Source organism: Stieleria bergensis (assembly GCA_007745635.1).
Classification (GTDB): Bacteria; Planctomycetota; Planctomycetia; order Pirellulales; family Pirellulaceae; genus Stieleria; species Stieleria bergensis.
Genome location: CP036272.1, coordinates 3,662,534 through 3,686,645, shown reverse-complemented (window position 1 = coordinate 3,686,645; position 24,112 = coordinate 3,662,534). Strand labels below are relative to the sequence as shown.

Here is a 24,112-nt window from a genome sequence, read left to right as displayed (position 1 = left end):
CTTTCAGAACATCTCCTGGATCACGAACCCTGATTTCCAACAACGTTCAGGTAACTGCGGACATGCTGGGCCCCCCCTTCGCGAACACAGATAACTATCAGCCGAAGACAACACAATGTCTAGCGGAAGCAATCCAAATTTGCCACAAACTTCGGCAAGCCGGACACGTGGCGTACTTTGCCGGCGGGTGCGTGCGCGACGCGATGCTGGGGCGAGAGCCAAAGGATTTTGACGTCGCGACCGATGCCACACCGGACCGGGTGCGAGAGATTTTTGGCAAGCGCAAGACGCTGGCCATCGGTGCGGCGTTCGGCGTCATCGCTGTCTTGCCGCATTTGGCCCAGGCCACTGAACAGCCCACTGCCCAGGCCACTGAACAGGCCAATCACCCCACCGGTGATCAGCACGGTCGTCAGGGCATCGAGCCGATCGAAGTTGCTACCTTCCGCAGCGATGGCGAATACCTCGATGGTCGTCGACCCTCGAAGGTGCGCTACGGTGACGCTCGTCATGATGCGTTGCGACGTGACTTTACCATCAACGGAATGTTTTTTGATCCAGACGCCAATCAGGTCATCGACTTTGTTGGCGGCAGGGATGACCTACAGAGACAGATGCTGCGGACGATCGGTGATGCAGAGCAACGTTTCGAAGAGGACAAGTTGCGCATGTTACGGGCCGTGCGATTTACATGCACTTTAGGGTTTACACTCGACGCTGCAGCACTCCAGCAGATTCAGCGGCAAGCCTCAGAGATCACCGTCGTTAGCGACGAACGCATTGGCGCCGAAATGCGTCGCGTGGTCGCCGCGCCCCGCACGACAGTTGGGCTGGAATTGCTGCGGTTGACGAACTTGCATCGGCACGTTCTGCCCTCGTTGCAGGACGCCGAATGGGAGCCGCTGGCGAAACTACTGCAGGCTCGGGAGCGATTCGAATTTGAGACCTCGTTAACGCTGTTGATCATGGCCCTGCACGTCGACCAACCGGCCCGTGATCAAACCCTGCATGGGCTGACCAAGCGTTGGCGGCTTTCCAACGAAGAGGTTCGTCGGATTCGATCCGCCATGCGGTGGCACGGCGTGGTCATGGACGCTGAAAAGAAGCCCTGGTCGGCCGTGCAGCCGGTGCTGGTCGATCGTGACATCGATGCGATCATGTCCGTTGCCCGGAGTGTGATCACCGCGAATCAACAGGATCGCAGCGGCTATGAGCGTTGTCTGCAAGCCCTGGCATGGCAACCGCAGCAACTTGATCCCTGTCCGCTGTTATCCGGCGACGACTTGAAAGCAGCGGGGTATCGACCCGGACGGCAATTTAAAGATGCGCTGCAGGCTGTTCGAGCCGCTCAGTTGGATGGCGAAATTGACTCGGGCCAGCAAGCGCTGTCCTTGGCTGCAAAGTACCTTGATTGAAACGCGTTGCGTGTGAGTGGACGATCGAAGTTGGCAAACACTTCCAAGGTTGCGATGAGTCTGTTGACCGATGCGTTGCAGTTTCAAGCCACGCATCGCGAGCAGCTTCCTGCGCTGGATCTGCTGTCGTCACGATTCGATAGGTTTGGAAGCAAAGTCTTAAACTGGCGAGAGCTGTCCGCGGTCGTGCGCTATCTCGCCGGACAATTGCGGTTACGGTTTTATCAGGCGGACCCAGATCAGGCGGACCCACAGTCAGTGCAGGCCAACGCAAGGCTGGGGCATGTGATTGGCAATGATCCCTGCGACGTCTTGGTTGCGCTGGCGTGTCCCGTTGCGGGGTTGGTCGAGGTTCCCATTGATCGGGCTGCTGGGGCGGGCTTTCAACAAGCTTGCTTCGCTGCGGCAGACGCTGCCACCCTCGGCCACGATGAAAAACGCTCGCTGTGTTGTGCGGCCATTGAGGCGGCTCTTTCTGGAACGATGAGTGAGCCCGGCCCGCTTCGATCCTTGCTGGCCGAAAACGATGCCAGCCTGATTTTATGGACCAGTGGGACCGCTGATCGCCCCAAGGGGGTGGTCTTGTCCGCCGGTGGCCTGTGTTGCAACGCTCAGGCAAAATGGAACGCGGTTCCTCAGACGGCGGCGGATCGTCGATTGACGGTTCTGTCGATCGCCCATGCCTATGCCAGGACCTGTGACCTGGGAACATGGTTGTTGTCCGGATGCCAGTTAACGATCGATCGCGGATATGACGGCTGGCTGCAACAGGCCCCACGTGTCAAACCAACGCTGTGTAATATGGTGCCAAGCCTCGCACAGCGTGTGCAACAGCGCGGTGACTTCTCCGGTGACTTGCGTTGGCTGGGATGTGGTGGGGCCGCGATGACGGAGGACCAGTTCCATGCTTGGAGCGATCGGGGCGTTAGCGTGATCCAAGGCTATGGCCTGACGGAGACGGGGCCCGTGATTGCCAGCCAGTCTCCGCAGACAAGTTTGCCATTGCTGTGCGGGCACTTGGTCGATCATTGGCAATACCGATTGCGTGACGACGTGCTGCAGGTACGCGGCCCGGCAACGATGCTGGGCTACCTGGGCGAGTCTGGGTTGATGCAGAATCGGATCGACAGTCAGGGTTGGCTAGACACTGGAGATCGTGTGCGAATTTGCCAGCAATCGGGACAGTTCGAAATTCTTGGTCGATCCGATGATCAGATCAACTTGGATAACGGGTATAGCCTCGATCCGCTACTGATCGAGCGCGCCGTGGCGGCGATCAGGGGCGTGCGCGCTGCTGTCGTTCAACCCGATCCTAGCGGTCGGCATGTGCGGTTATGGATCGAGCTGGATGCGGAAACGGGGACAGTGGAGGGAGTCCAGCTTGAAGCGGTTTTGCAGCGGTTGCCAGCTTGGCAACGCCCCCAGCAATTCCATGCTTTTACCGTTCCGGATAATCTGCGGGCGGAGGTCTACAATTTCAAGGGTGGGATGAAACGCCAGCAGATGTACAGCTACCTTGATTCGATCAGCGTGTCTTAGCCGGGCAAGCCGACGTCGGCGTCGGCGGCGATGAAGACCCGCTGGTGGGTAAGTCCGCATCGCGCTGGTTACCGCCGTGCTATGCTTTGCAACGTCATTGCAGCCACAACAACCAGCTTCGCAGGAGCGCATTGAGATGTACCCCAGAACCTTTTCGCACATCGGCATCTCGGTTCCAGATTTGGACAAGGCGGTGGAGTTTTATTCCCAGGTCCTGGGTTGGTATGTCATCATGCCACCGACCGAAGTGGTTTCCGATGATTCTGCGATTGGCCTGATGTGCAACGATGTGTTTGGCGAGGGTTGGAACCGATTTCGCATCGCACACCTGTCCACTGGTGATCGCGTGGGGGTTGAATTCTTTGAATTCGAAAACCATGAGACGCCGGAAAACAATTTCGAATACTGGAAGACCGGTGTGTTTCACTTCTGTGTTCAAGATCCGGATGTCGAGGGGTTGGCCAAAGCGATTGTTGCCAATGGCGGCAAACAGCGAATGCCGATTCGTGAGTATTACCCTGGCGAGAAACCCTATCGCATGGTGTACTGCGAGGATCCGTTTGGCAACCTGCTGGAACTGTACTCGCACAGCTATGAACTAACCTATTCGGCGGGTGCGTATCAGGACAAAGTCAAGACCGGCGCGGCGGAATCGCTCTGCGATTGATTCCGCTGGCCGTGGTCATGCTGGAACAACGTTTGCGACCGGCGGGCAGTGTTGCACGCCCAGCATGACAGTGCTTCTTGGCCCGCTGCGACGATTCACACAGGGCGGATCTGTTTGGCTATGATAGTGGCTTCACCTGTCACTCGTTTCTTACCAGCTTTATCGAGCCAATCAGATGCCTTGTTGCGTTGGACGCGCGGTCGCACGCCGCATTGCTTCACTGTTTTGTCTGTCGACTTTGTTCGTCACTGTTTTTGCTTCACCCGGTCAGGCTGCTGATCAGGCGATCGAGGCAGCGTTGCAGTCGATCGCTGCGGCGGATCAGGAAACCATTGGTGATTCAGCAACGACCGCAGCGGTGGAGACTTTGTCGGTGCTTCCGAGCACTCAGATCAAGGTTGTTTTGGATGGATTTGGTCCCGCCACAGTGCGCGGGAGAAACTGGTTGCGCGCCGTTGCTGCCGATGTTGCTGACAATGGGCCTTTTCCAACCGAGCCACTGAATGCCTACTTTGCCGATCGTCAGGCAGACGCGGATGCTCGATACTTGGCCTATCAACTGTTGGTTGCCAATGATCCCTCGCGCCAAGCGGTTCTGCTAGGGGATGCGGAAACAGACCCTTCGCTTCCGGTGCGTTATCTGAAAATTCAAGCCTTGATTGATCAAGCAGATGCGGTGCGGAAAGATCAGCCTGACGCAGCGATCGAAACGTTGACGCGGGTTGTCGCCAACGCGCGCAGTCCCAAGCAGCTTCAAACGGCGGCCAAGACACTCAAGGCGCTTGGCAAGCCAGTGGACTTGGCTGAAACGCTTGGCATGATGCGCTCGTTTCAATTGATCGGTCCGTTTGATAACACGGGCAGCAAGCACTTCGACACTGCGTACCTTCCAGAGAACCAGTACCTGGAAAGTGGTGACCCCGTGCGTCTGGGTGCCGATGGCAAACCGCTCACCGAAGAAGGCAAGTTAGGGCCCATCGCTTGGCAACTGATCATCAGTGAGGATCAGTTGGGGATGGTGGACATCAACGAGCCGCTGGAAAATGCCAAGGACAGTGTGGCCTATTTGTTTGCCAAATTTGATGTGCTGTCACCTTTACCGGAAGGCGACTGTCAGATGCGGATCGGTTGCATCAATGCCAGTAAGGTTTGGGTCAATGGCAAATTGGTTTCTGCAAACGAAGTGTATCACTCTGGAACACGAATCGACCAATACATCGATTCGTGTCGTTTGCAAGCGACGGGCAACACGGTGCTGATCAAGGTTTTGCAAAACGCACAGACTCAGCCCTGGGCTCAGGATTGGCAGTTCCAATTTCGTCTCACGCGTCCCGATGGCAGCGCCCTGAAGACGGACATCAAGTAGTCATCGCTCAGTTGGCTTGGACTCCAAAGCGGTGCACGGTGGTTTCTTGCAACGTTTGCCCAGGCTCAAGCAAGGTCGACGGAAATTCGGGCTTGTTGGGAGCATCCGGGTAGTGTTGCGTTTCTAGGCAGAACGCCTCATGAGCCCCATGGTTGGCATTGTCGGGGCCACCGCCCAGGTGATTGGCGGTGTACAGTTGGATGCCCGGCTGGGTGGTTGAGATCTGGAGGCTTCGTCCGGTGGCTGGATCAACCACGGTCGCCGCGTGTCGCAGAGTGCCTGCGTCGCCACGAACGACATAGCAGTGATCGTAGCCTTTGGTGGCCGGCAACTGCTCGATCCGCTCGCCCAGGGTGTGTGCAGTGCGGAAGTCCAAGGGCGTGCCCTCCACCGGATTGAGTTTGCCGGTGGGAATGAGGTCTTCATCGACGTCTAGTGCCAGATCCGCAGCGATGGTTGCCTGGTAACCCTTGGCGGTTCCAGAGCCCACCCCGCCAAGGTTCCAGTAACTGTGGTTGGTCAAGTTCACGTGAGTGGGTTTGTCGGTCGTGGCCGAGTAGATGATCGTCAGTTCGTCATCGTTGTTCCAGCGGTACTCTGCGGTGGCGGTCACCGTGCCGGGAAAGCCGTTGTCACCGTCTGGACTGACCAGTGTCAATCGAACAGCTACATGGCCTTCGCCCTCAATGGGCTCGGCGTTCCAGACCTGGTAAGAGAAATTCTTGATTCCGCCGTGCAGTTGGTGTTTCCCATGATTGACCGTCAGGGGATACTCAACACCATCGATGGTGAATTTGGCGTGTCCGATTCGGTTGCAAAAGCGACCGACTGAGCTGCCAAAGTAGGGATGCCCAGCAACATAGCGATCCAGCGAGTCGAAGCTAAGGTTGACGTTGGCCAGGTTCCCATCACGATCGGGAACTTCAACTTCCAACAGAGTGGCGCCAAAGTTCATGACGCTGGCACGATGGCCATGATCGTTGATCATCGTGTAGCGCGTGATGGGTTGATCGTCGACGGTTCCGAATGAAGCGGTTTCGATTTTCATGGATGGAGCTGCGTTTGAAACGAAGGTTTGCGCGTCTAGGTAGGATTGAAATGCCAATACGATCGACCATAACAGGCTGTAGCGAAAGGCACCAGAGAACGAGGTTCGCAACATCATGACCGGTTTACCAAAGAAGATAAATAGGGGACCAAACACCGATGCCGCTTCTGAGCAGCGATCGGGACCGCTTTCAGTGGACGCTCCGTCGAGGCAGACGATCAGCCAGGCTGAGCCGACCAGTGTAACGGATGCGATCTCGGCAACGGACACGGCGGTGCTGCCAGAACCTGAATTTCAGTACCGTCCGCTGACCATTGGCAATGTTGAAATCGGCAGCCCCTTCGTGCAGGCAGCGCTAAGCGGATACAGTGATCTGCCCATGCGAGTGATCGCGAAGCGACACGGCGCTAGCTACAGCGTTTGCGAAGTCATGCTGGATCAGTTCTTGTTGGCGTTGGGCAAACGCCAGAAAACCAAGCACTTTCTCGACATTCATCCCGAGGAGCATCCGGTGGGCGGCCAACTGATGGGGGCGGAACCGGAACAGTTCTCAATGGGGGCAATGAAACTGGTCGAAGCAGGTTTCGATATCATTGACGTGAACTTCGGTTGCCCCGTAAAGAAAGTGCTGGGCCGCTGTCGTGGTGGTTTCCATCTATCACAGCCCAGTGTTGCCCTGGAAATTTTGCGGCGAACGCGCGAGATGGTTCCTGATCATCTCCCGGTGACGGTGAAGATGCGTCGCGGGATCGATGACAGCAACGAATCGCGTGATGACTTCTTTCAGATTCTGGATGGAGCCATGGAGATCGGTTTGGCGGCCGCAACCATTCATGGTCGCACAGTGCAGCAGCGTTACGTCGGCCCCAGTCGCTGGGAGTTTCTGAAAGAAGTCAAAACGCATGTGGGCCAGCGGATGAAGATCCTCGGCAGTGGCGACCTGTTCACCGCCCAAGACTGCTTGCGTATGATGGCCACCACCGGCATTGATGGCGTCACCATCGCTCGAGGGGCGATCGGCAATCCTTGGATTTTTCAGCAAGTCAATGCCCTGGCACAGGGACTGCCCATCACCCCGCCGCCGACATTGCATCAGCAAGTCGACACGATGCGCGAGCATTTTGCATTGTGCGAACACACTTACGGTGAAAAGCGGGCCCCTTTGCTAATGCGCAAATTTGCCATTAAATACAGCATGTGTCATCCCGATTACGAAAACGTGCGACCCGATTTTGTTCGCATCCGTGATCGCGAAGCGTTCGAGGCAACGCTAGAGAAACATTATCGCGTTGACGGCCCAGGCCAGTACATCCCCGTGGAAACCCATCGCAGCCAGGAAGAGTAAACCCATGACGACCTATTTTCAGTGCGGCAGCGAAACCACCTCGTTGACCAGTGACGATCTGCGTTCAGCACTGGCAGAGACGTTTGCAAAGATCGGCGAAAAGAAAAAGATTCTCTTACTGCCTCCTGATCACACGCGACTGTTCAGTCGAGCTGGCGAAATCACTTCGTTGTGTCATGAGATGCTGGGATCAGCGATCACGGACATCATGCCAGCGCTGGGAACTCACAGCCCCATGAATCCAGATCAGTTGACGCATATGTTTCCCGGCGTGCCGCTGGATCTGTTTCGGCCTCACCGCTGGCGAGACGATGTAGTGACGCTGGGGACGGTGCCTGAATCCTATGTCAGTGAAGTGACCGAAGGGGTGTATCAAAAGCCCTGGAAGGCGCAGGTCAACAAGATGCTCCGTGACGGTGGTCACGATTTGATCTTCTCCATCGGTCAAGTTGTGCCTCATGAAGTCATCGGCATGGCGAACTACAACAAAAATATCTTCGTCGGCACCGGTGGAGTGGAGGGGATCAACGAAAGCCACTACTTGAGCGCAGTCTACGGCATTGAACAAACACTCGGCCGAGCCAACACGCCACTGCGTAAGATTTTGAACTACGCCCAGGATCATTTCTGTCAATCGATGCCAGTGCTGTATGCCTTGACGGTGATCCAGCAGATGCCAGATGGAACCTTGCACACTCGCGGGCTTTACATCGGCGACGATCATGACACCTTTTTCGCCGCCAGTGAGCTGGCATTTAAAGTCAACATCAATCATCTTGAGAAGCCTCCCCAGCACGTGGTGGCTTATCTGGATCCGTCTGAATTCAAAAGCACTTGGTTGGGCAACAAAGCGATCTATCGCACCCGACTGGCAATCGCCACCGGAGGCCGATTGACGATCTTGGGGCCGGCTGTCGAAGAGTTTGGCGAGGACAAAGAGATTGATCGATTGATCAGACGTTATGGCTATCGGACCAAGGCAGAGATCGTCAAGCTGGTCGATGAGAATCCCGATCTGGCTGCCAATCCATCGGCCGCCGCTCACTTGGTGCACGGATCGCCCGAGAATCGCTTCGAAGTGGTTTACGGAGCTGGGAAGTTGTCGCCCGATGAAATTGCCTCGGTGGGCTACACCCCCGGTGATATCAACCAGTTGATGCAGCGATACGATGTGAATTCATTGCAAGATGGTTGGCACACCGATACCGACGGTTCGGAATTCTATTACATCCAGAACCCAGCCCTGGGGCTGTGGCGAGCCGAGCTGTAATCCCCAGCGGTTTTGACGTTAGCCACCGGTCTGTCTGTCGTTGGTCTGGTGCTGGCTGATTCAACTCACCGCTGGCGTCTTGTGGTTGGGGCAGCGCATAAAAAAACACGCCGACGAACGGGGGGCCGTGGCGTGTTGATCAATTGTTTTTTCCACGCGAATGTTACTTCGTGGGTGCGATTTCTTTCAGTGATTTGCCCAGGCGGCGCTGTGACGTTTTCGTCGTGCGCTTGCGAGGCGATTTCGGTGCCGCCAATGCTTTGGCCTCATCACCAAACAAGCCAGCGATCGCTGGATGAGGGTCTTTTTCGGTGTCAGGGACACCCATGGTCTCAACCGCGTCGCTGACGCCCAACAGGACAGATCGGCGGACGCCATCTCGAAGCCATTCGAAGAAGTTAAAGTTCATATTGGTTCAATCCATTGAATCTGCAGAATCGGAAATACCCAACCTTCCCGCTGTCTGTTATCGGAGTGAAATTCGGGACGCTTGATCTCGTTTCGTCCCGAGGGAGCCGATTGCCAGGCTCTCGTGTTTCACGCCAGTTCCACAGCGTTCCGCCATGGTTGGTCAGCTTTATTGCTACCTCTTTTGACGGTTGCAAGTCTAGGGCGAATTGATCAACCGCGCCGAATTGCCGGCGATTTCGTCACGCAGCGTGGAAAGGCGGTTCAGGACAAAGGAAACACCACGCCCGGCCGCGGACCCGATCAGCCGGTTTGGCGTTAGCCACGGTTCTACGACGCGTGCGATTGATTCAGAGCGTGGACCAGGCGATCGAAATCAGCGTCGCTTTCAAACAGTGCCGAGGACAGGGTGGCCCGTTTTTTTGGACCGGAAAGATGCATCTGTTTGACGAAGCCAATTTCGGTGGTGCGGACTGAGACCTCGTCCAAGCGACACGACCATCCAGGACCGGACAGCATGCTGCCTGGCAGAGTGAAATGCCCGGCTTCCATGGAGATCAGCTTGGGCGGCCCGCTGCGGCCTTTGAGAATTGCTGCGGTGGCAAAAAGCCCGGCAATGGCAAGCAGTCCGCCGACCAAGAGAACGGTCCAGGCTGGCAGAGGAGTCCGGCCCAACGCGATCGAGTCTCTTAGGAACCAGGCAGCGGGAGCTGATAGCAGGCCCGTTAAGATTAACACCCACAGAACCCAGGAATGACTGGAGCGAAGTTTACCGTATTGCCACTGATTGGTTGAAGCTGACATCGATGTTGAAATCATTGAGAGAGATGAAACGGGCGAGGAGATGCTGTCACGCAGAAACCTGCGGTGTCAGCCTTTGCCAATAGAGCGTCATTCGACTATCCGTAGCGCGCGATTTTTAATTGCATGAATCCAAACGCGGAAACGCCTCCGATGCACTGGCCAAGCCAACCGCCAAATAATCCGCCGCCGACACAGAAGACCACTGCCAGGATTCCCCAAAGCACTGGGGATTCCTCCTGGCTATTGGCGGCGGTTGCGACACCGATCACACAGGCGGCGATGATGAAAATTCCCATGATGAAAGTCCTAATGGCTGGTCAGTGAGCGAGCCTATTTTCCTGTTGGTCAAGGCATCATTTTCGCACCAAAATAACCATGCCACCTTCGGAAATCAATCGCAAGGTGATCTTGGAATGGCTAGCCGAGACGATTTGGAGACACTCTGGTGGAAGTTCGTTTTCCAGCTCTTGTTCAATCATCTCTCGCGTAATCAGTGGGGTGCGACTATCAAAGTCTATGATCTTCGCTTCGGAAGTTGTCCAGCAGGAGTCGTCGCCATCAATCGTCCATGTCCCCGTTTCTTCGGTTGTCTGTTGGTAAAGCAATTCATTTGTCGCACCGTCAATGAGCTTCACGTGTGAAATGTTGGTAAACGTCTTGTCCGGTCGGAAGGTGTAGTCATTGCTGAGATCGATTTTTTCTCCGGTTTCCAGTGGCACCATTGATTTCATGTTCCAGTCACCATGGAGCACGGTGTCGCCGATGGTATTTCCGGTGCCGTTTAGCGGACAGCCACTGAGTAAAGGCAGGGTCAGGAACAAGGTCAGTGTAAAGAACAATCGCGGCAGATGACTGTGGTTCATGAGATTGGAAAGGCAAGCTAGGGATGAGTGGGCGGGTGTGGATTCCCCAAGCTTAGCAGAGTCCGTCTCCCTGCGCACTCGTAGGAGTGGGCGATTTGATCCATGCTTCAATTTTAGGCAGGAAGCACTGGCAAGACTATCGCGCGATGGCTGGGCGCGATGGCTAGGTTGTTGCGGGCGGATCGACCCAGTTGAATGTCCCGAGGCTTTGCGTGATCACTTGATCTTGTCGATCTGATTTGCGAACCGCTAACAGTGACGGGGTTTGATGAGGGAAGCTCGCAATTTCGCCCTGGTCTTCGTAGCGTGCCGAAAGCGATTGCAAGCTGGAGAGAAAGTATGCGGTGCTCGCGGCCTCCGCATCGGTGGCGTTGTCCATGACAGCGGTCAACGAGAGCAATTCGCCACCGGGCTGGCCGGTTCGAGGATCGATGACGTGGCCATAACGTTTGCCGCGGTGATGGAAGAATTGCTTGCCTGTCCCGCTTGTGGATAATGCTTGATTGTGGAGTCGGAAGCCGGCCAAGCGAACATTGGGCTTGGTGGGATGAGCCACGCCCACGGCCCAGCCGGGATCGCTGTCACTTGACTGATTGCCCTGTGCAATCACGCTGCTATTGCCGCCATGGATGAGAAAGTTGTTGACACCCTGCGCCAACAATTGCTTGGAGAGCACATCCAATGCGTAGCCCTTGCCGATGGCACCTAAATTGAGTTCCATGCCTGCGGCTTGGAATTGGATGGACTGGTCGCTGGGATTTAAAAGGACCTTTTGATGACCGCACGACTTCAGCGTTTGCTCTAGTTCTTGGCGACTTGGAACGCGTCCGCGTCGTTCCATGAATCCCCAAGCGCGGATCAGTGGTCCTGCAGTGATGTCGAAGGCGCCGTCGGTCAGTTGGCTCCACTGCAGGGAACGTTCCAGCAATGCATAGATCGGCGACGAGAGTTTGACCGGTGCGTCGTAGGCCGAGCGATTGACGAGGCTGATTTCGCTCTCTGGACGGTACGTTGATAAGGCCGCTTCAATCGCATCAAGCTGCTCCAATGCCTGGAACGCAGCGTCCATCTGGTGCTGATCTTCGGCGGCAAGCATGACCACAAATTCAGTCGCCATGGATCGGTGAGTGATGGTGCTAAGCATTGGAAGGGCGGGTGTTGGCCAATGGATGCAGTGTTGAGTAAGGAGTGACGATCAATCTGTGGGGCCGCTGCGAGAGCGCGACGGGATCTCGTCAGCATGGTTCAACCCACAGTAACCATCAAGCCTCCGTAGCGTGCGTGCAAGCACAGCACTGGACGTCTTGGCGTGCGTGCAAGCACGGCACTGGACGTTGGTTCAAAACAGTGGTATTCGCCGACACCCTGAACGGCGCTCCTCCGGTGGACAGGAAACGCTCCCTGACCGTGAACCTATGGCGATCAGAGGTTTCTTGTCTGGTGGCGGGGTTGGAATGGCCGTCAAAATGAGACGAATTTGTCTCTTTTAATGCAATCCGACTCAAGCGAGGCCGATTCGTGGTGGAACGGTTGGATTGGAGGAAATTCTATCAGGAAATGCGACTTTACTTGCCCCGTAACGGGTTGTCAAAAATTGATTCATCCCACACAATCTCGCCACAAGAACATTGCACTGAATCACCGAAATCTGAACCGCCACACGTTGGTACGTCGGATTCGCGGTGGAAACGGAGCGGTGGCTGAGTGGTCGAAAGCGCCGGTTTGCTAAATCGGTGAACCGGGAAACTGGTTCCGCAGGTTCGAATCCTGTCCGCTCCGCTGTTTCCTTTGCCGTCAAACGACATCGGATCAGATGGTTATTCGCAGAGTTTTTCTGCGGGTCAGCCGATGGAATGTTCTCTGTGACGGGCCTTTAACCGCCCCTCGCAAAGTCGCTGACTTGCTTGCAAGCAGCCACGAGAGTGTAGCTCAGTTGGTAGAGCCTTCGACTTTTAATCGAATGGTCCTGGGTTCGAGTCCCAGCACTCTCATTTCTTTCCTCCTCTCCCAGTAGCTTGTGGTCGAGAGGCGTTGGCCTGAAGCTTCAATGCTTGGCTTGCTCATGGGCTAACCATTCCTGCGTCACTTGCTTGCGCCGCGCGTTTAGCGATTGATTGCAGAGCGTGCAGCGTCGTGCAGGCCTTTGAGCGTTTTACGGCTGGCTGATGATCGCTGCGGTGGCGGCGCCTTCGCAGGTTTGGCTCAGCGCGAGCACATGGGGTTGTTTAAGAAACTGAGGGGTTTGCAGGAAGCAATCCTCAGCGGCCAGGTCGGCGTTTCGAGTCGGTGGCACTTGGTTGTTAGCGGTGATCAAGGCGGCCGTTGCAAGTTCGATCATGCCTGAGGCTGCACCGGTGTGCCCGAGAGACGCATAGGGTGCCACCAGGGGCGCGTTGATGCCGGTTTCAGCTAACGCCGTCCGCTCGGCTTGATCCATGCCCAGTTCACCAACGGCGTGTGATACAACGGCACCGATTTGGTCAGCAGTCAGATCGGCTTGCTCAAGGGTCGCTTGGATCGCAAGTTTTAGCGCGGGGGCTGATCCCTTGGAGTGCTTCGGATGAAGCTCTCCGCTGTACGTGCCGCTACGGATAGATTCCGCCGCAACGAATCGGCTGGCGATAGAGCTTACGATTCCCATCACCGTTGCACCACGCTGTTGAGCGCGAGTCAAAGGTTCCAGGGTAAGCGATGCGGCGCCTTCGCCACCCACCACGCCACAGGCTTCTCTGCCATGGGCAACGGCAGTGTGTTCGAGCGATCGCTCGCCTCGTTGAACCGTCGGCAGATCGCCGTGGTAGGCAAGTCGCAGGGCACCGATGCGAGTGCCTGAGGAGCCGCAAAGGACGAGGTCTGCGAGGTTGCGTTGCAGGTAAGAGATCGCTTCAGCGAGCGCGTTGGGGCCGGAAGCATCGGCTGCAACCAGGGTGTTGCTTGGTCCTTGCGCGTTGATGGCAATGCTGACCTGGCAAGCGGGCATGTTGGGCAGGAACTTCAGCATCCATAGCGGCATGACGTCGCGGCGAACAGCGGCTCCAAAATCACTTAGCATGACTTCGCCGGACTCGTCAACGGAGCTGCGAATCGAGTCGACTAAGTCAGCCGGTGGTGTGTAATACAATTCGCTGCCATACACGGTGCCGACACGAGAGGGCGAGAGTGCTCCATCGTCGGTCAGCGGGCCTTCAATACCGGCATGTTCGAGTGCCAAATGGGCCGACGCGAGTGCAATCTGAATTTCGCGGCACATGACCTTCAGCGCCTTGCGGGGCCGAACGTACTTCTTGGGCTCAAACGCGGTGATCGGTGCTCCCACCCAGACACCATCGACAGGTTCATTTTCGTCTGGAGTCACATCGCCATCGGTTCGATCGGCGAGTGACGTCACACCGTTGTGTCCACTGAGCAGTCCGTCAAAGTATTCCTGGTTGCCAATGCCGATCGCAGTGACCAGCCCGACACCAGTGATTGCGATGGGATCGTGCGTCATGATGGTTGCAGTGGAGAAGGGCAGGGTAAAAATGAACGGCTTGTCTGGACTGAAGCAGTATGAACCAATTATCAAAAACAAGGGAGGGAGAAATTGTCGTCAGCAGTCTGTGTCAGAGCTGTTTCGACAAGCACTCGCCCGGTGCAGCGGTCACGTGATTGGGCGTTCAAAGATCCGTAGTGTCTTTCGCTTTTTCGCGCCACCGCGTTCGATGGTGCCCCGTGAGAGGCGGTTGCTTTCCAGCACCCAGGAAAACTCGCCAATCTGAATTCCGTATTCCAACGCCGCCGGAAGGATGTAGTTCAGCGTGACCAAGCCTAGGCCCCAGCTTTGGTATTCTGGCAAGACATTGGTGCTGACGAGGCGCAGGCGATCGATGTTCTTCTTGCCGCGCATCAGTTTCATCCAGCCAAAAGGCAGCAAACGGCCATTCATGGTTTTGAGGACTTGATTGAAATCTAGCAGTCCGAATCCCACTCCGACTGGGCGGCCTTCGATCTCTGCGATGCTTGTCAGTTCGGGCACCAGCAGCATCTTCAAGCCGGATGCCATCTGCCGCAGTTCGGCGTCACTCATGGGAACGTAGCCCCATGTCGCGTGCAGGGATCGATTGTAGATGTCCAGGAAAATCTTGATGTCTTCGTTGAATCGCTTGGTGTTCAGCGGTCGACATTCCACTTTGAAGCGTCGCTTGGCTTCGTCAATGATGAACTGCAGTTTCGGATCAAGCGTGTCCAGGTCATCCACGCTGGCGTCGTAACAGAACAGGTCCTGGCAATGTTCGAGCTGTGCCGCTTCGAACAGATTTTGGTAATAGGCGTGGTTGTAGGCGATCAGGAACGTTGGCGGCGTGTCAAAGCCATCGATCAACAACCCGCCTTCGTAGTTTAGGCTAGGGTTGATGGGGCCACGAAGGCTTTCCAGGCCGCGTTCCTTGAGCCAGCTGGCGGCCGCATCAAACAGCATCGCTGCGGCGCGCGGGTCGTCTTCGCATTCGAAAAAACCGAAGAAGCCGACTTTGTCTTTGTAATGTCGGTTATGGGCATGGTTGGCGATGGCCACAATTCGCCCCACCGGCCGTTGGCCATCGAAGGCCAAGAAGGCTTGATGATCCGCCTGCAGGTAGAACGGGTGTTTACCAAATCCGCAAAGTGGCTTCTTTTGAGACCACAGCGGGCAAACCCAGTTGGGGTCGTCTCGGTACAGTCGCTTTTCCAGCTCAAAGAACTGCCGGCGATGACGTCCCGAGCTGACCTTCACAATGGTCCTTGACGCGGTACTGGCGGTCGTAAGATTGCTGTCTGTCATGAATGTGCTGATTGGGGGCGTGGTTGCGGCGTCGGTCAGCTGTCAGGGTGACCACACGCGGTTGGCTTGGTGACCACTTTTATGGGCTGTGTTGGACGGCCAGGGATTCGGAGAATTAGCGATTTGCTGGCTTCTGTATCCATGGCGGGCTGCTACGATTTGTCCAGGCGAAAGTTGTCTTCATTATCGGCAATGAAGGCGTTACAGGCCGCCAATTCAATCACGGTTTCCTATCTTGCGTAAACATCGTGCTGTCCAGCCCTTCTAACCCCACCGTTAAGCGCTTGGTAAAGCTACGTGATAACCGAGCGCGTCGTAAGTCTGGTACCTTTTTGGTCGATGGTTGGCGTGAAACGCGACTGGCAATGCAGGCAGAGATGTCGCCCAAAGGGGTGTATGTTTGCAGTCCCGTGCAAGACGTTGAGCCCGAATTTCGCGAGGCCGCCGACTGGGTGATGCAGAACGCTGCGGATTGTCTGGTCGAAGTCAGTCCCGCGGTGTTGCAACGGATCGGGTATGGGCAAAGCCAGCGAGGAGTTGTGGCAGAGTTTCTCGCTCCGTCGCAATCCTTGCAGTCGCTGCAACCGCGCGGTGACGGGCCGATCCTGGTGCTCGACCACTTTGAAAAGCCCGGCAACATCGGAGCCGCATTGCGAACCGCTGATGCCGCCGGAGTCGCTGCGGTGCTGCTGACCCCAGAAACGGCCGATCGCTTTAATCCCAACTTGATTCGCGGCAGCTTGGGCGCGGCGTTCACCTTGCCTCTGGCGGTGACCAGCGAAGCGGAGGCAACCGACTGGCTGCTGCACCATGGTTATCGGATCGTGACCGCCCGCGTCGAATCCGCCAAGCCACTGTGGAGCACTGACTTATCCGGCCGTGTGGCCATCGTGATCGGAAACGAAGCCAAGGGGCTGCGCGATCACTTTAGCAATCAGCGTTGTGAAGCAATCGAAGCCGTTCAGATTCCCATGTCGGGGCAAGTCGATAGCTTGAACGCGTCCGCATCAGCGGCTGTTCTGTTGTTTGAAGCCCTGCGACAAAGAAATCTTCACGGTTGCTAAACAGGCGGTCGGTGAACCCTCTGCGAAATCCGTAGGCAATTCGTCGGCTGCCCGAGAATCGGTGTGGTCTCGCACCGCTCCGACTTGGTACGGTCGCGCGAATTCTTTCTTTTTCTGCACCAGCCCAAGGCGCTGCGGTCGTTTGATCGACCACATGCACTGTTTTGGGTGACTCCAACAGAAACGCGACGCCATGGATTTAGGCCAACGATTTCGCTCCGTCTCGATGAACCCACTGGGATGTGTGTTGGCGTGCTGTGCCACACTGCTGATCGGCGGGATCAATGCGGAACGTTTAGACGCTCAGTTTCAGTTGCCCGGGCCAATGCCGGTGACGCCAATGAGTTCGCGTCCTGTGGCGGTCCAGTCGCACTTGAGCGACCAGGCGCCGCAGCCAGTCAAGCGAGTGCCGCAATCAGTCCAGATGGTGCCGGTCGCCCCCACGAGCGTCGGCGTGGTTCCGGTCGCGTTTCAGCAAGACGTTCAACCGGCCGCATCGCCACCAGCCAAGCCAGACGCTGCGGCCACCGGCACGGACGTTCCTGCGGCCACCGGTGATAGCGGTTCAGAAGTTGATGCTGACAAGAAGCCCGATGAAGTCAGCAACCAAATGACCGATTACGATCCGGCAAAATCCAAGGAGATCGTCAGTCAACGTTTGGAGGCGCTGCCGGCAGAGGCTTCCGAGACGCTGAAATCCACCTACCGCGATGCGCTCAAGTCCATCGAACAAGCGATTCGTTCTCGGGGCAAGATCACGCAGTACAAAGAATTCATGTCCTCGACCACGGTTGTCGAAACATTGCAGGCTGAGGTCGAGCAGATGTCGACCGTGGAGGCGGAGGCGGATCCGGCATTGGGGACGCTGCCGATTACCGAGTTGCAATCGCGTGACTTACAGCTACGGGCCGGTCTCCAGTCGATCCAGGAAAAACGCGATGGCTTCGAAGTAGATCTTGAAAAGCTGAAGTCACGCCCGACGATCATCACCACTCGTTTGACAGCCATCAAAAGCAGGTTGCCAGTGGTGCGTGGTGAGCTGAATCAATTGCCTGAAGGTGGCGCCAATGATACGCCCAAAGAAGACTCTGAGCGGCAGTTGTATCTCGCTCAAGTCGCCCAGCTGACAGCTGAACGCGAAGAACTATTGCAGGAGCAGATGAGTCAAGCGACTCGTCAAGAGCTTCTGAAGCTGGATGTCGCCAAGCTCGATCAGGAGCTGCGGGTCAAAAAGCAAGAGTTTCGGTTCTTGCAAAAAGAGCTTGAGCAGCGTTTGACCTCCCAGGCCACCGCAGCGGCCTCGTTGGTCGAAAAGAACATTCCGAATGATAAAGAAGCGCAGGAATTGGCCCAGCAGATCAGCGATCTTAGCAAGGAGTCACTGTTCTTGCAGCAGTGTGCTCGGCAAGTCAACGATATTCCTGAACGCATCAGGTCCAAGGACAGTCAGCTCAACCAGCGTTTGGTTTACATGAAGGACTTGATCAACAAGAAGCTCGGGGGACCGCTGACGGCTCAGTTGCTATTCAAGTTGGTGGGCGATGCGAAGTACGACGATCGTTCGTTTGAACTGCGGCCGGTGAAAGTGGATGACCGACTGGTTCCTGTCCCCGATCTTGGGCAGGCTGAAATCGGACAGTTCTCTGCGGAAGAGAAAGGGCGGCAACAAGCACGGTTGGAGAAGACATTTGCCGTGCGAACTTATGATCCACAGCAACGTGATACGATCGATAAACTGTTGGCAGCGCGTGAAGAGTTGATCGACACAGTGTCCGGCCAGTACTCCAGCTTAAAATTGGGGTTAAGTGATCTGGCGGATCAACGGCAGTCGCTCGCTGAAACCGCGATAAATATTGAGGAGTATGTTGAAAAGAGTTTGTTTGGGTTTGTCGTTCGCAGCTGTGATCCGGTGGGTGTCGAAGACATCAACAATATGTACACGGCTTTTCACTGGGCCGCCCAACCCAACACACGGGCTGATTTCCTGTCAACCGTTCAGGACATCTTTAGCAGTCGACCGCTCACGACCACTGTCTTTTTTACCCTGATGCTCTTATTGCTGCTACTGCGTCCGATGATCTTGAAACGCCTGCGGTACACGGGCACGCGCATTCGTCGCGTTTCAACCGATAAATACCGGTACACTGTTCAGGCTCTATTGCTGACGTTCGCGATTGCAATCCCCCTGCCGAAGATGCTTGGCTATTGCGGCTGGAATTTGCATCATATCGCTCGGTTGAATGAAGTGGGCCTCGGGCTATCACTCGGGCTTCGGTCGGCAGCTTGGATCTATTTCTTTTCGATGTTCTTTGCCGCCGTTTGCATCAAGGGTGGTCTGGCGGAGGCGCATTTTCGCTGGAACCCCGACACTCTGGCGCGGATTCGTTCGTCGTTGTTTTTGTTCGCAGTCGTGTTCGTTCCGTTGAGTATTTGTTACAGCAGTTTGTCCTACATTCAGGGCACTGATCCTTTGATCCGGACCAGTCGTGTCGCCTTTTTGCTAAGCCAGATCTGGATCGCTTGGATGCTCTGGAGGATTTTTCGTGGCGAACACGGCTTGTTGGCTGCTTGCAAAAAATCCCGCCCAGACGCTTGGTACACGAAGACCAGAGTGCTGTGGTGCAGCCTGCTATTTGTTGCTCCTGCATTCATGTTCGTGATCGCAGCGATGGGATTCATGATCACTGCTAGTGAACTGAGCCTGGGAATGTTGGTCACCATTTGCCTTGTCGTGCTGGGCGTGATTTTAGATTCCATGGTACTGCGCTGGTTTGCCATTAAACGGCGCCGACTTGCCTTGGAAGAAGCCTTGGAACGTCGGCGTGAGCGATTGGAGGCGATTCAGGAGGATAAGCCAGAAGAGAAGTCCAGCGACCTGATGTCGCCCGAAGAGGAGATGGATAACAAAGTCTTGGACTTGGAATCCATCAGTGAACAGACAAGGTCCCTCGTGGGCTTGATGGCTAATCTCGTGGTGCTGGGAGCGTTGCTGTGGTTCTGGACGGGGATTATTCCGTTGGCAGACACTCTAACCGACGTGCGGATACCGTTTTTTGATCTCAGTGTGGCCAGCGTACTCGCAGCACTGGTCTTGTTCTTTGTCGCCAAGAGTATCGTGACCAATCTGCCAGGTCTGTTGGAGTTCACCGTTCTGCGCGGGTCCTCGCTGGACAGCGGAGGTCGATTTGCAGTGGCGACCTTGATTCGGTATGCCTTGATCGCGTTGTTTGCATTGATCTTCTTCAACCTCCTGGAACTCGATTGGTCAAAGTTCGGTTGGATGGCAGCAGCGCTGAGTGTCGGTCTTGGTTTCGGTTTGCAGGAGATTGTTGCAAACTTTGTCTGCGGCATCATCCTGCTGTTGGAGCAACCCATTCGAGTTGGCGACGTGGTGACGTTGGACCAGACGACGGGCAAGGTCATGAGAATTCAAATGCGTGCAACCACGATTCGAAACTGGGACCAACAGGATTTTGTCGTCCCCAATAAAAATATCATTACGGGGACATTCCTGAACTGGACGCTCTCTAACACCGTGAACCGACTGGTCTTGCACGTTGGTATCGCTTATGGAAGTGACACCGAAAAGGCTCGCTTGTTATTATTGGAAATCGCGACCAATCACCCGAGCATCATGGATGATCCAGCCCCGCTTGCTTCGGTAGAACAAATGGCAGACAGTTCAGTGAACTTAGTCCTGCGGGCGTACTTGCCAGATATGGCCAACCGAGTCAGCACGACGACGGAAATCTATCAGCAGATTCATGATCGGTACGCCGAAGCGGGGATCGAGATTCCATTCCCGCAGCGGGACCTGAATCTGAAAGGCAACCTCGACGAGCTGAAGTTAGCTCTTGGCGTCCCTGCGCCCGGGAACTGATCTGAGAACAAGACTTGCATCGCGGTTGTTCCATCGAACAGCCGCCTGGGGCTGAGAATCAGGACGACGTTAACTCCGCTCATCACAGTTCGCCTCACTGCTCGCTGCCCTTATGGGGGGCGGTCGAAGTTAGTGCTCGTTCGGGCCACACTTGGTTTGCCGGAAAACCAGTTCTCTGAAAACCAGTTCTCTGAAAGCCGAGGCCAGGAAAACCGAGGCCAGATCGGTGTTTCTGCTGTGAAGTTTGCGGAAAATGGGAAGGATTGGCAAGAGTTCTTTGCGGAGGCGAGACAACGCGGCCGTCTTGTCTTAAAATGAGACGCTCGGTGTGGCCAGAGTTGTGATGGCTGGCTCCGTGCGTTCCCAGCCCCACATGAACGAATCATGGTCGCATACTTAGCCGTCGAGAGCGGTCGTGAGAAAGGTCGCAAGTATTACCTGGATGGTGATCGGCCCTTGCACCTTGGTCGCGCTCTGTCGTGCGAGCTCATTCTTTCGGATCCGGTCTGTAGTCGGTTTCATGCAGTGGTTTACTGGGAAGACCAACACTGGCAAATTCGCGACTCTGGCAGCCGCAATGGCACGCTGGTCAACGGCCAGAAGATCGACACGGCGTTGTTGATCGATGGGACCGTGATTCAGATTGGTGCCTCGGTGATTCGGATGTTTGAGGACCTCACCAGCGATGAGGACGAGTTCTTGACCGCGGCGGGAGATGCTTCAATCTCCTGCACCCTGCTGGAACACGATCCGCTAAGGCATCTGCGCGATGCTGGTCACCTGATCGACCTCTTCGAACTGTCGCTTGAAATGTTACAAGTCGGCAACCCCGAACAGGTGATGAAGCGAGCCGTGGAGTTGCTTCGTCAGAAAGTGCACGCCGATGTGGTCGCATTGTCCTACCAGGAAGGGAAACAGGGACACCAGCCACACATCGTTGAACCGGCAGATCAAGCGGATTCATTGAGACCGCCTCAGGCAATCTTGCGCCGAGTGGTCAAAGAGGGCAGGGCGATTTGGATCGGTGATCAACACGCGCGCAATGCGACTCCAGATTTGCCGAACCGGTCGCCATGGTCCGATGCGATCTTTATTCCCTTGGAATCCAACGCATCGAGTGTGGCGATCCTGCAGTTGTATCGTCATCAGCCATCGTTCAGCGAGACGGATTTCCAGGTCGCTTTGGCGGCTGCAAAACTATTGGCCGCGGGATTGGATCGCTTATTGCAGCATGATTCATTGCGCGTGCAGGCTGAACGGATGGCGAAGCGCAACGCCGATACCAATGAACTGATCGGGGACAGCCCCGTGATGCAAACGTTGAAGGATCGGATTGTTCGCGTCGCACGCGCCAATGGAGGCGTCTTGGTGCGTGGCGAAAGCGGTTGTGGGAAAGAGTTGGTTGCCAGAGCGCTGCACCGAAGCAGCCACCGTGCCAACCGACCGATGTTGAGCGTGAACTGTGCCGCGATCCCAGCGGAGCTTGTTGAGAGTCAGTTTTTTGGGCACGCTAAGGGGGCGTTCACGGGTGCCGATTCGGATCATGAGGGGTGGTTCAAGCAAGCCCACACGGGAACTTTGTTTCTGGATGAAATCGGTGAGTTGCCGCTCGAAGGGCAAGCCAAACTGTTGCGGATTTTGGAAGGGCATCCCTTTCAGCCGGTTGGCAGCACGCAACAAATCAGTGTCGACGTGCGAATCATTGCAGCGACCAATCGAGACTTGGCACTGTTGGTTCGCGAAAAACGCTTTCGCGAAGACCTGTTGTATCGCCTGAGTGTTTTTGAACTGCAGTTGCCGCCATTAAGAGAGCGTGGTGGTGACCTGGACGAGTTGATTGACCACTTCATTGAGCATTTTCGGCTACAAAACGGACGCCCTCAGATCTCGCTCTCGCCTGAGGCTCGCAAAAAAATGCAACAGTACAGCTGGCCTGGGAATGTTCGCCAGTTGCGGAACGTGATCGATAGCGCCATCGTGATGGCAGAATCCGACCTGATCCAACCGGCTGATCTGGGGCTGTTCCATCTGGGCGAAGAGCCGCTTCGCACCTTGCGCATCGATCATTGGGAACGACATTTGATCGTCAAAGCGATGGAGCAGTCCGGTGGCAGTGTCCCCAAAGCCGCAGCATTGTTGGGAATTAGTCGCGCAACGGCCTACCGGAAGCTCAGCGAATACGCGATCGACCGGGAATAAGCGTCCACACGAGCGCGGCTTTCGATGGTCTGGTTCCCGGGCTTTTCCGGTGACCTGGTCAGCGTTTGGTGGCGGTGAAGAAGCCTCGGTCGGCGATCGTGGGTTCCAGCCCGGTGCATGTGAATCCTCGCTGCGCCAGCAAATCAGCGTACTCTGCGACGCTGTAACATTTGCCTTGCGTAATGTTCATGAGCAAGGCCGAGTACTCCGCCACAGGCAGAGGTCCAGATTTGTCGTCATGAATGAAAGCCTCGTGGACGACCAGTAAGCCGCCGGGTTTCAAGGCATCAGCGCATCGATCAAGCAGCTTTTCGACTTCTGGAAAATCCCAGTCGTGCAGAACATTGGACAGGAGGATGATGTCGGCATCGCTTGGCCAGGGATCGGCAAACATATCGCCTGAGACGACTTTGATTTGGTCTGCTAAGCCATGTTTGGCGATCTCTCGCTCGGCAATCGCGTCGACGGGCGATTGCTCCAGGACGGTGCCCCTTAAGTGCGGACTGCGCGCGACAAGGGTCGCAGCATAGATGCCCGAGCCGCCACCGACATCTAAAACGTGTTGGTGGTTTTGCACGCGCTCTTGAAGTGCCAAGGCAAGTTGCTGGCCAAAGGTGATCCCGCGGCAGTTCATCAGTTCTGTAAACGACTCGGCGAACGCTTGATCCTTCATCGAATCATGCCAGTCCGCGCCATCAGCATCTGCTTGCCAGCTGCCTGGTCGTCCTGTGTTGAGGATGGTTTCATAGCTGGCGACAATCGGCGAGTCAGCGATTGGCTGGTAATAGGGACGCAGCGAATGCGCGGAGCCGGCCACCAAGAATTCTTGGCCCAGCGTCGTGAGTTGCGTCAATCCGGCTGCACTTGTTTCGATGAAGCCACTGGCACGACAAAGTGTCAGCAGCACATCGGCTGGGCGTTGGGCCCAGCGAAAGTGCGAACAGATCTCCGCCTCGGATGTTGCCCCATTGCCGTCGAGCCAAGTAAAGAAATCAAATCGCAGGATCGCCACGGCAATCAATTCAGCAGAGAACTGCCGATCGCGAAAACGGAGGATCTGGGCGGGGTCCTGGCTGGGCAGTTGTGTCAGATTCATGCTGAGAAATGCTTAGAGTGGTTGGAGTCTGGCGATGATGCGTTTCCGTTCCCAGCTGAGTTCGCGCCAATAAAACCGAAAAGCTTGCATGGCAAGCTGGAAGGCACGATTCTTCGCCGGATCATTCCCCGACGACATGAAGATGGGGTGCTGTGGCATGTTGTATTCGCTCCATGCAGGAATGAAAACAACTCCGATCCCCACATTCTAGCTGAACGGAGCATCGTTGAGGCGGGGAGAGAGCCCGCCTGGAAAGTGTTGGCCAGAGCCCCGCGGGGAGGATGTTGCACCACCTGGCGTGAAGACAGGTAGTCTGGGTCGACTTTCTCTGGCGGCAGAATGAAAAGCTG

Annotated in this window: 19 protein-coding genes and 2 tRNA genes; 11 read left to right on the top strand and 10 right to left on the bottom strand. The window is 55.9% G+C overall.

What is annotated here, in order from left to right; all coding sequences use genetic code 11:
* Nucleotides 1-167: 167 nt before the first annotated feature.
* The 4 genes from SV7mr_RS12880 (at nt 168) to SV7mr_RS12865 (ending at nt 4,987) form a co-directional block, all read left to right on the top strand.
* A complete protein-coding gene (locus SV7mr_RS12880) occupies nt 168-1,415 on the top strand; it encodes a CCA tRNA nucleotidyltransferase (RefSeq protein WP_419187336.1) in 1,248 nt (415 codons plus the stop codon).
* Between the two features lie 54 nt (nt 1,416-1,469).
* Nucleotides 1,470-2,954, top strand: a complete 1,485-nt coding sequence (locus tag SV7mr_RS12875; protein WP_145272591.1) for a class I adenylate-forming enzyme family protein — start codon at nt 1,470-1,472, stop codon at nt 2,952-2,954.
* Between the two features lie 136 nt (nt 2,955-3,090).
* Nucleotides 3,091-3,621, top strand: coding sequence for a lactoylglutathione lyase family protein (locus SV7mr_RS12870; protein ID WP_145272588.1), 531 nt, complete (start codon nt 3,091-3,093; stop codon nt 3,619-3,621).
* 175 nt (nt 3,622-3,796) lie between these two features.
* A complete protein-coding gene (locus tag SV7mr_RS12865) occupies nt 3,797-4,987 on the top strand; it encodes a hypothetical protein (protein ID WP_145272586.1) in 1,191 nt (396 codons plus the stop codon).
* Nucleotides 4,988-4,994: 7 nt separating this feature from the next.
* On the opposite strand, the gene SV7mr_RS12860 is transcribed toward SV7mr_RS12865, so the two are convergent.
* Nucleotides 4,995-6,152: an aldose epimerase family protein gene (locus tag SV7mr_RS12860; protein ID WP_473163636.1), complete on the bottom strand. Its 1,158-nt coding sequence runs from the start codon at nt 6,150-6,152 to the stop codon at nt 4,995-4,997.
* On the opposite strand from SV7mr_RS12860, the gene SV7mr_RS12855 reads away from it, so the two are divergent.
* Together SV7mr_RS12855 and SV7mr_RS12850 are read left to right on the top strand one after the other, a co-directional pair.
* Nucleotides 6,151-7,380, top strand: a complete 1,230-nt coding sequence (locus SV7mr_RS12855; protein WP_145272584.1) for a tRNA dihydrouridine synthase — start codon at nt 6,151-6,153, stop codon at nt 7,378-7,380. The genes SV7mr_RS12860 and SV7mr_RS12855 overlap by 2 nt on opposite strands.
* Before the next feature lie 4 nt (nt 7,381-7,384).
* Entirely contained in the window at nt 7,385-8,650 is a 1,266-nt protein-coding gene (locus SV7mr_RS12850; protein WP_145272582.1) for a nickel-dependent putative hexonate epimerase, read from the top strand.
* A gap of 163 nt (nt 8,651-8,813) precedes the next feature.
* Here SV7mr_RS12850 and SV7mr_RS12845 read toward each other — a convergent pair whose 3' ends face one another.
* The 5 genes from SV7mr_RS12845 to SV7mr_RS12825 all read right to left on the bottom strand — a co-directional run bounded on the left by SV7mr_RS12845 (nt 8,814) and on the right by SV7mr_RS12825 (nt 11,869).
* A complete protein-coding gene (locus tag SV7mr_RS12845) occupies nt 8,814-9,059 on the bottom strand; it encodes a hypothetical protein (RefSeq protein WP_145272580.1) in 246 nt (81 codons plus the stop codon).
* 329 nt (nt 9,060-9,388) lie between these two features.
* On the bottom strand, nt 9,389-9,862 hold the full coding sequence (locus tag SV7mr_RS12840; RefSeq protein WP_145272578.1) for a hypothetical protein: 474 nt from the start codon (nt 9,860-9,862) through the stop codon (nt 9,389-9,391).
* A gap of 95 nt (nt 9,863-9,957) precedes the next feature.
* Entirely contained in the window at nt 9,958-10,158 is a 201-nt protein-coding gene (locus SV7mr_RS12835; protein WP_145272576.1) for a hypothetical protein, read from the bottom strand.
* 57 nt (nt 10,159-10,215) lie between these two features.
* Nucleotides 10,216-10,725, bottom strand: a complete 510-nt coding sequence (locus SV7mr_RS12830; RefSeq protein ID WP_145272574.1) for a hypothetical protein — start codon at nt 10,723-10,725, stop codon at nt 10,216-10,218.
* 163 nt (nt 10,726-10,888) lie between these two features.
* On the bottom strand, nt 10,889-11,869 hold the full coding sequence (locus SV7mr_RS12825) for an FAD:protein FMN transferase (protein WP_145272572.1): 981 nt from the start codon (nt 11,867-11,869) through the stop codon (nt 10,889-10,891).
* Between the two features lie 546 nt (nt 11,870-12,415).
* On the opposite strand from SV7mr_RS12825, the gene SV7mr_RS12820 reads away from it, so the two are divergent.
* Both SV7mr_RS12820 and SV7mr_RS12815 read left to right on the top strand, forming a co-directional pair.
* A tRNA-Ser gene (locus tag SV7mr_RS12820) sits at nt 12,416-12,504 on the top strand.
* A 139-nt stretch (nt 12,505-12,643) separates the two neighbouring features.
* Nucleotides 12,644-12,716 (top strand) — tRNA-Lys (locus SV7mr_RS12815).
* Nucleotides 12,717-12,877: 161 nt separating this feature from the next.
* Here the strand turns inward: SV7mr_RS12815 and SV7mr_RS12810 are convergent.
* Nucleotides 12,878-14,215: a beta-ketoacyl synthase N-terminal-like domain-containing protein gene (locus SV7mr_RS12810; protein WP_145272570.1), complete on the bottom strand. Its 1,338-nt coding sequence runs from the start codon at nt 14,213-14,215 to the stop codon at nt 12,878-12,880.
* Between the two features lie 150 nt (nt 14,216-14,365).
* Nucleotides 14,366-15,523 carry an N-acetyltransferase gene (locus tag SV7mr_RS12805; RefSeq protein ID WP_145272568.1) on the bottom strand — a complete coding sequence of 386 codons (1,158 nt, stop codon included), beginning with the start codon at nt 15,521-15,523 and terminating at the stop codon, nt 14,366-14,368.
* Between the two features lie 248 nt (nt 15,524-15,771).
* On the opposite strand from SV7mr_RS12805, the gene SV7mr_RS12800 reads away from it, so the two are divergent.
* The 3 genes from SV7mr_RS12800 to SV7mr_RS12790 all read left to right on the top strand — a co-directional run bounded on the left by SV7mr_RS12800 (nt 15,772) and on the right by SV7mr_RS12790 (nt 22,666).
* A complete protein-coding gene (locus tag SV7mr_RS12800) occupies nt 15,772-16,587 on the top strand; it encodes a TrmH family RNA methyltransferase (protein WP_419187335.1) in 816 nt (271 codons plus the stop codon).
* Nucleotides 16,588-16,780: 193 nt separating this feature from the next.
* Entirely contained in the window at nt 16,781-20,467 is a 3,687-nt protein-coding gene (locus SV7mr_RS12795) for a mechanosensitive ion channel domain-containing protein (RefSeq protein ID WP_145272566.1), read from the top strand.
* Between the two features lie 384 nt (nt 20,468-20,851).
* Nucleotides 20,852-22,666 carry a sigma 54-interacting transcriptional regulator gene (locus SV7mr_RS12790; RefSeq protein ID WP_145272564.1) on the top strand — a complete coding sequence of 605 codons (1,815 nt, stop codon included), beginning with the start codon at nt 20,852-20,854 and terminating at the stop codon, nt 22,664-22,666.
* 58 nt (nt 22,667-22,724) lie between these two features.
* On the opposite strand, the gene SV7mr_RS12785 is transcribed toward SV7mr_RS12790, so the two are convergent.
* Together SV7mr_RS12785 and SV7mr_RS12780 are read right to left on the bottom strand one after the other, a co-directional pair.
* Nucleotides 22,725-23,762 (bottom strand): methyltransferase, encoded by a 1,038-nt coding sequence (locus SV7mr_RS12785; RefSeq protein ID WP_145272562.1) that lies wholly within the window; start codon nt 23,760-23,762, stop codon nt 22,725-22,727.
* 12 nt (nt 23,763-23,774) lie between these two features.
* Nucleotides 23,775-23,900 (bottom strand): DUF2314 domain-containing protein, encoded by a 126-nt coding sequence (locus SV7mr_RS12780; protein WP_419188473.1) that lies wholly within the window; start codon nt 23,898-23,900, stop codon nt 23,775-23,777.
* Between the last annotated feature and the right edge of the window lie 212 nt (nt 23,901-24,112).

Excerpts from the sequence above, each read along its gene's own strand:
- SV7mr_RS12860 (WP_473163636.1), bottom strand. The coding sequence starts at position 6,152 with ATGATGTTGCGAACCTCGTTCTCTGGTGCCTTTCGCTACAGCCTGTTA.
- SV7mr_RS12845 (WP_145272580.1), bottom strand. The coding sequence starts at position 9,059 with ATGAACTTTAACTTCTTCGAATGGCTTCGAGATGGCGTCCGCCGATCT.
- SV7mr_RS12840 (WP_145272578.1), bottom strand. The coding sequence starts at position 9,862 with ATGTCAGCTTCAACCAATCAGTGGCAATACGGTAAACTTCGCTCCAGT.
- SV7mr_RS12875 (WP_145272591.1), top strand. The coding sequence starts at position 1,470 with ATGAGTCTGTTGACCGATGCGTTGCAGTTTCAAGCCACGCATCGCGAG.
- SV7mr_RS12780 (WP_419188473.1), bottom strand. The coding sequence starts at position 23,900 with ATGTCGTCGGGGAATGATCCGGCGAAGAATCGTGCCTTCCAGCTTGCC.
- SV7mr_RS12785 (WP_145272562.1), bottom strand. The coding sequence starts at position 23,762 with ATGAATCTGACACAACTGCCCAGCCAGGACCCCGCCCAGATCCTCCGT.
- SV7mr_RS12810 (WP_145272570.1), bottom strand. The coding sequence starts at position 14,215 with ATGACGCACGATCCCATCGCAATCACTGGTGTCGGGCTGGTCACTGCG.
- SV7mr_RS12835 (WP_145272576.1), bottom strand. The coding sequence starts at position 10,158 with ATGGGAATTTTCATCATCGCCGCCTGTGTGATCGGTGTCGCAACCGCC.
- SV7mr_RS12870 (WP_145272588.1), top strand. The coding sequence starts at position 3,091 with ATGTACCCCAGAACCTTTTCGCACATCGGCATCTCGGTTCCAGATTTG.
- SV7mr_RS12795 (WP_145272566.1), top strand. The coding sequence starts at position 16,781 with ATGGATTTAGGCCAACGATTTCGCTCCGTCTCGATGAACCCACTGGGA.
- SV7mr_RS12830 (WP_145272574.1), bottom strand. The coding sequence starts at position 10,725 with ATGAACCACAGTCATCTGCCGCGATTGTTCTTTACACTGACCTTGTTC.
- SV7mr_RS12805 (WP_145272568.1), bottom strand. The coding sequence starts at position 15,523 with ATGACAGACAGCAATCTTACGACCGCCAGTACCGCGTCAAGGACCATT.
- SV7mr_RS12850 (WP_145272582.1), top strand. The coding sequence starts at position 7,385 with ATGACGACCTATTTTCAGTGCGGCAGCGAAACCACCTCGTTGACCAGT.
- SV7mr_RS12825 (WP_145272572.1), bottom strand. The coding sequence starts at position 11,869 with ATGCTTAGCACCATCACTCACCGATCCATGGCGACTGAATTTGTGGTC.
- SV7mr_RS12865 (WP_145272586.1), top strand. The coding sequence starts at position 3,797 with ATGCCTTGTTGCGTTGGACGCGCGGTCGCACGCCGCATTGCTTCACTG.
- SV7mr_RS12855 (WP_145272584.1), top strand. The coding sequence starts at position 6,151 with ATGACCGGTTTACCAAAGAAGATAAATAGGGGACCAAACACCGATGCC.
- SV7mr_RS12790 (WP_145272564.1), top strand. The coding sequence starts at position 20,852 with ATGGTCGCATACTTAGCCGTCGAGAGCGGTCGTGAGAAAGGTCGCAAG.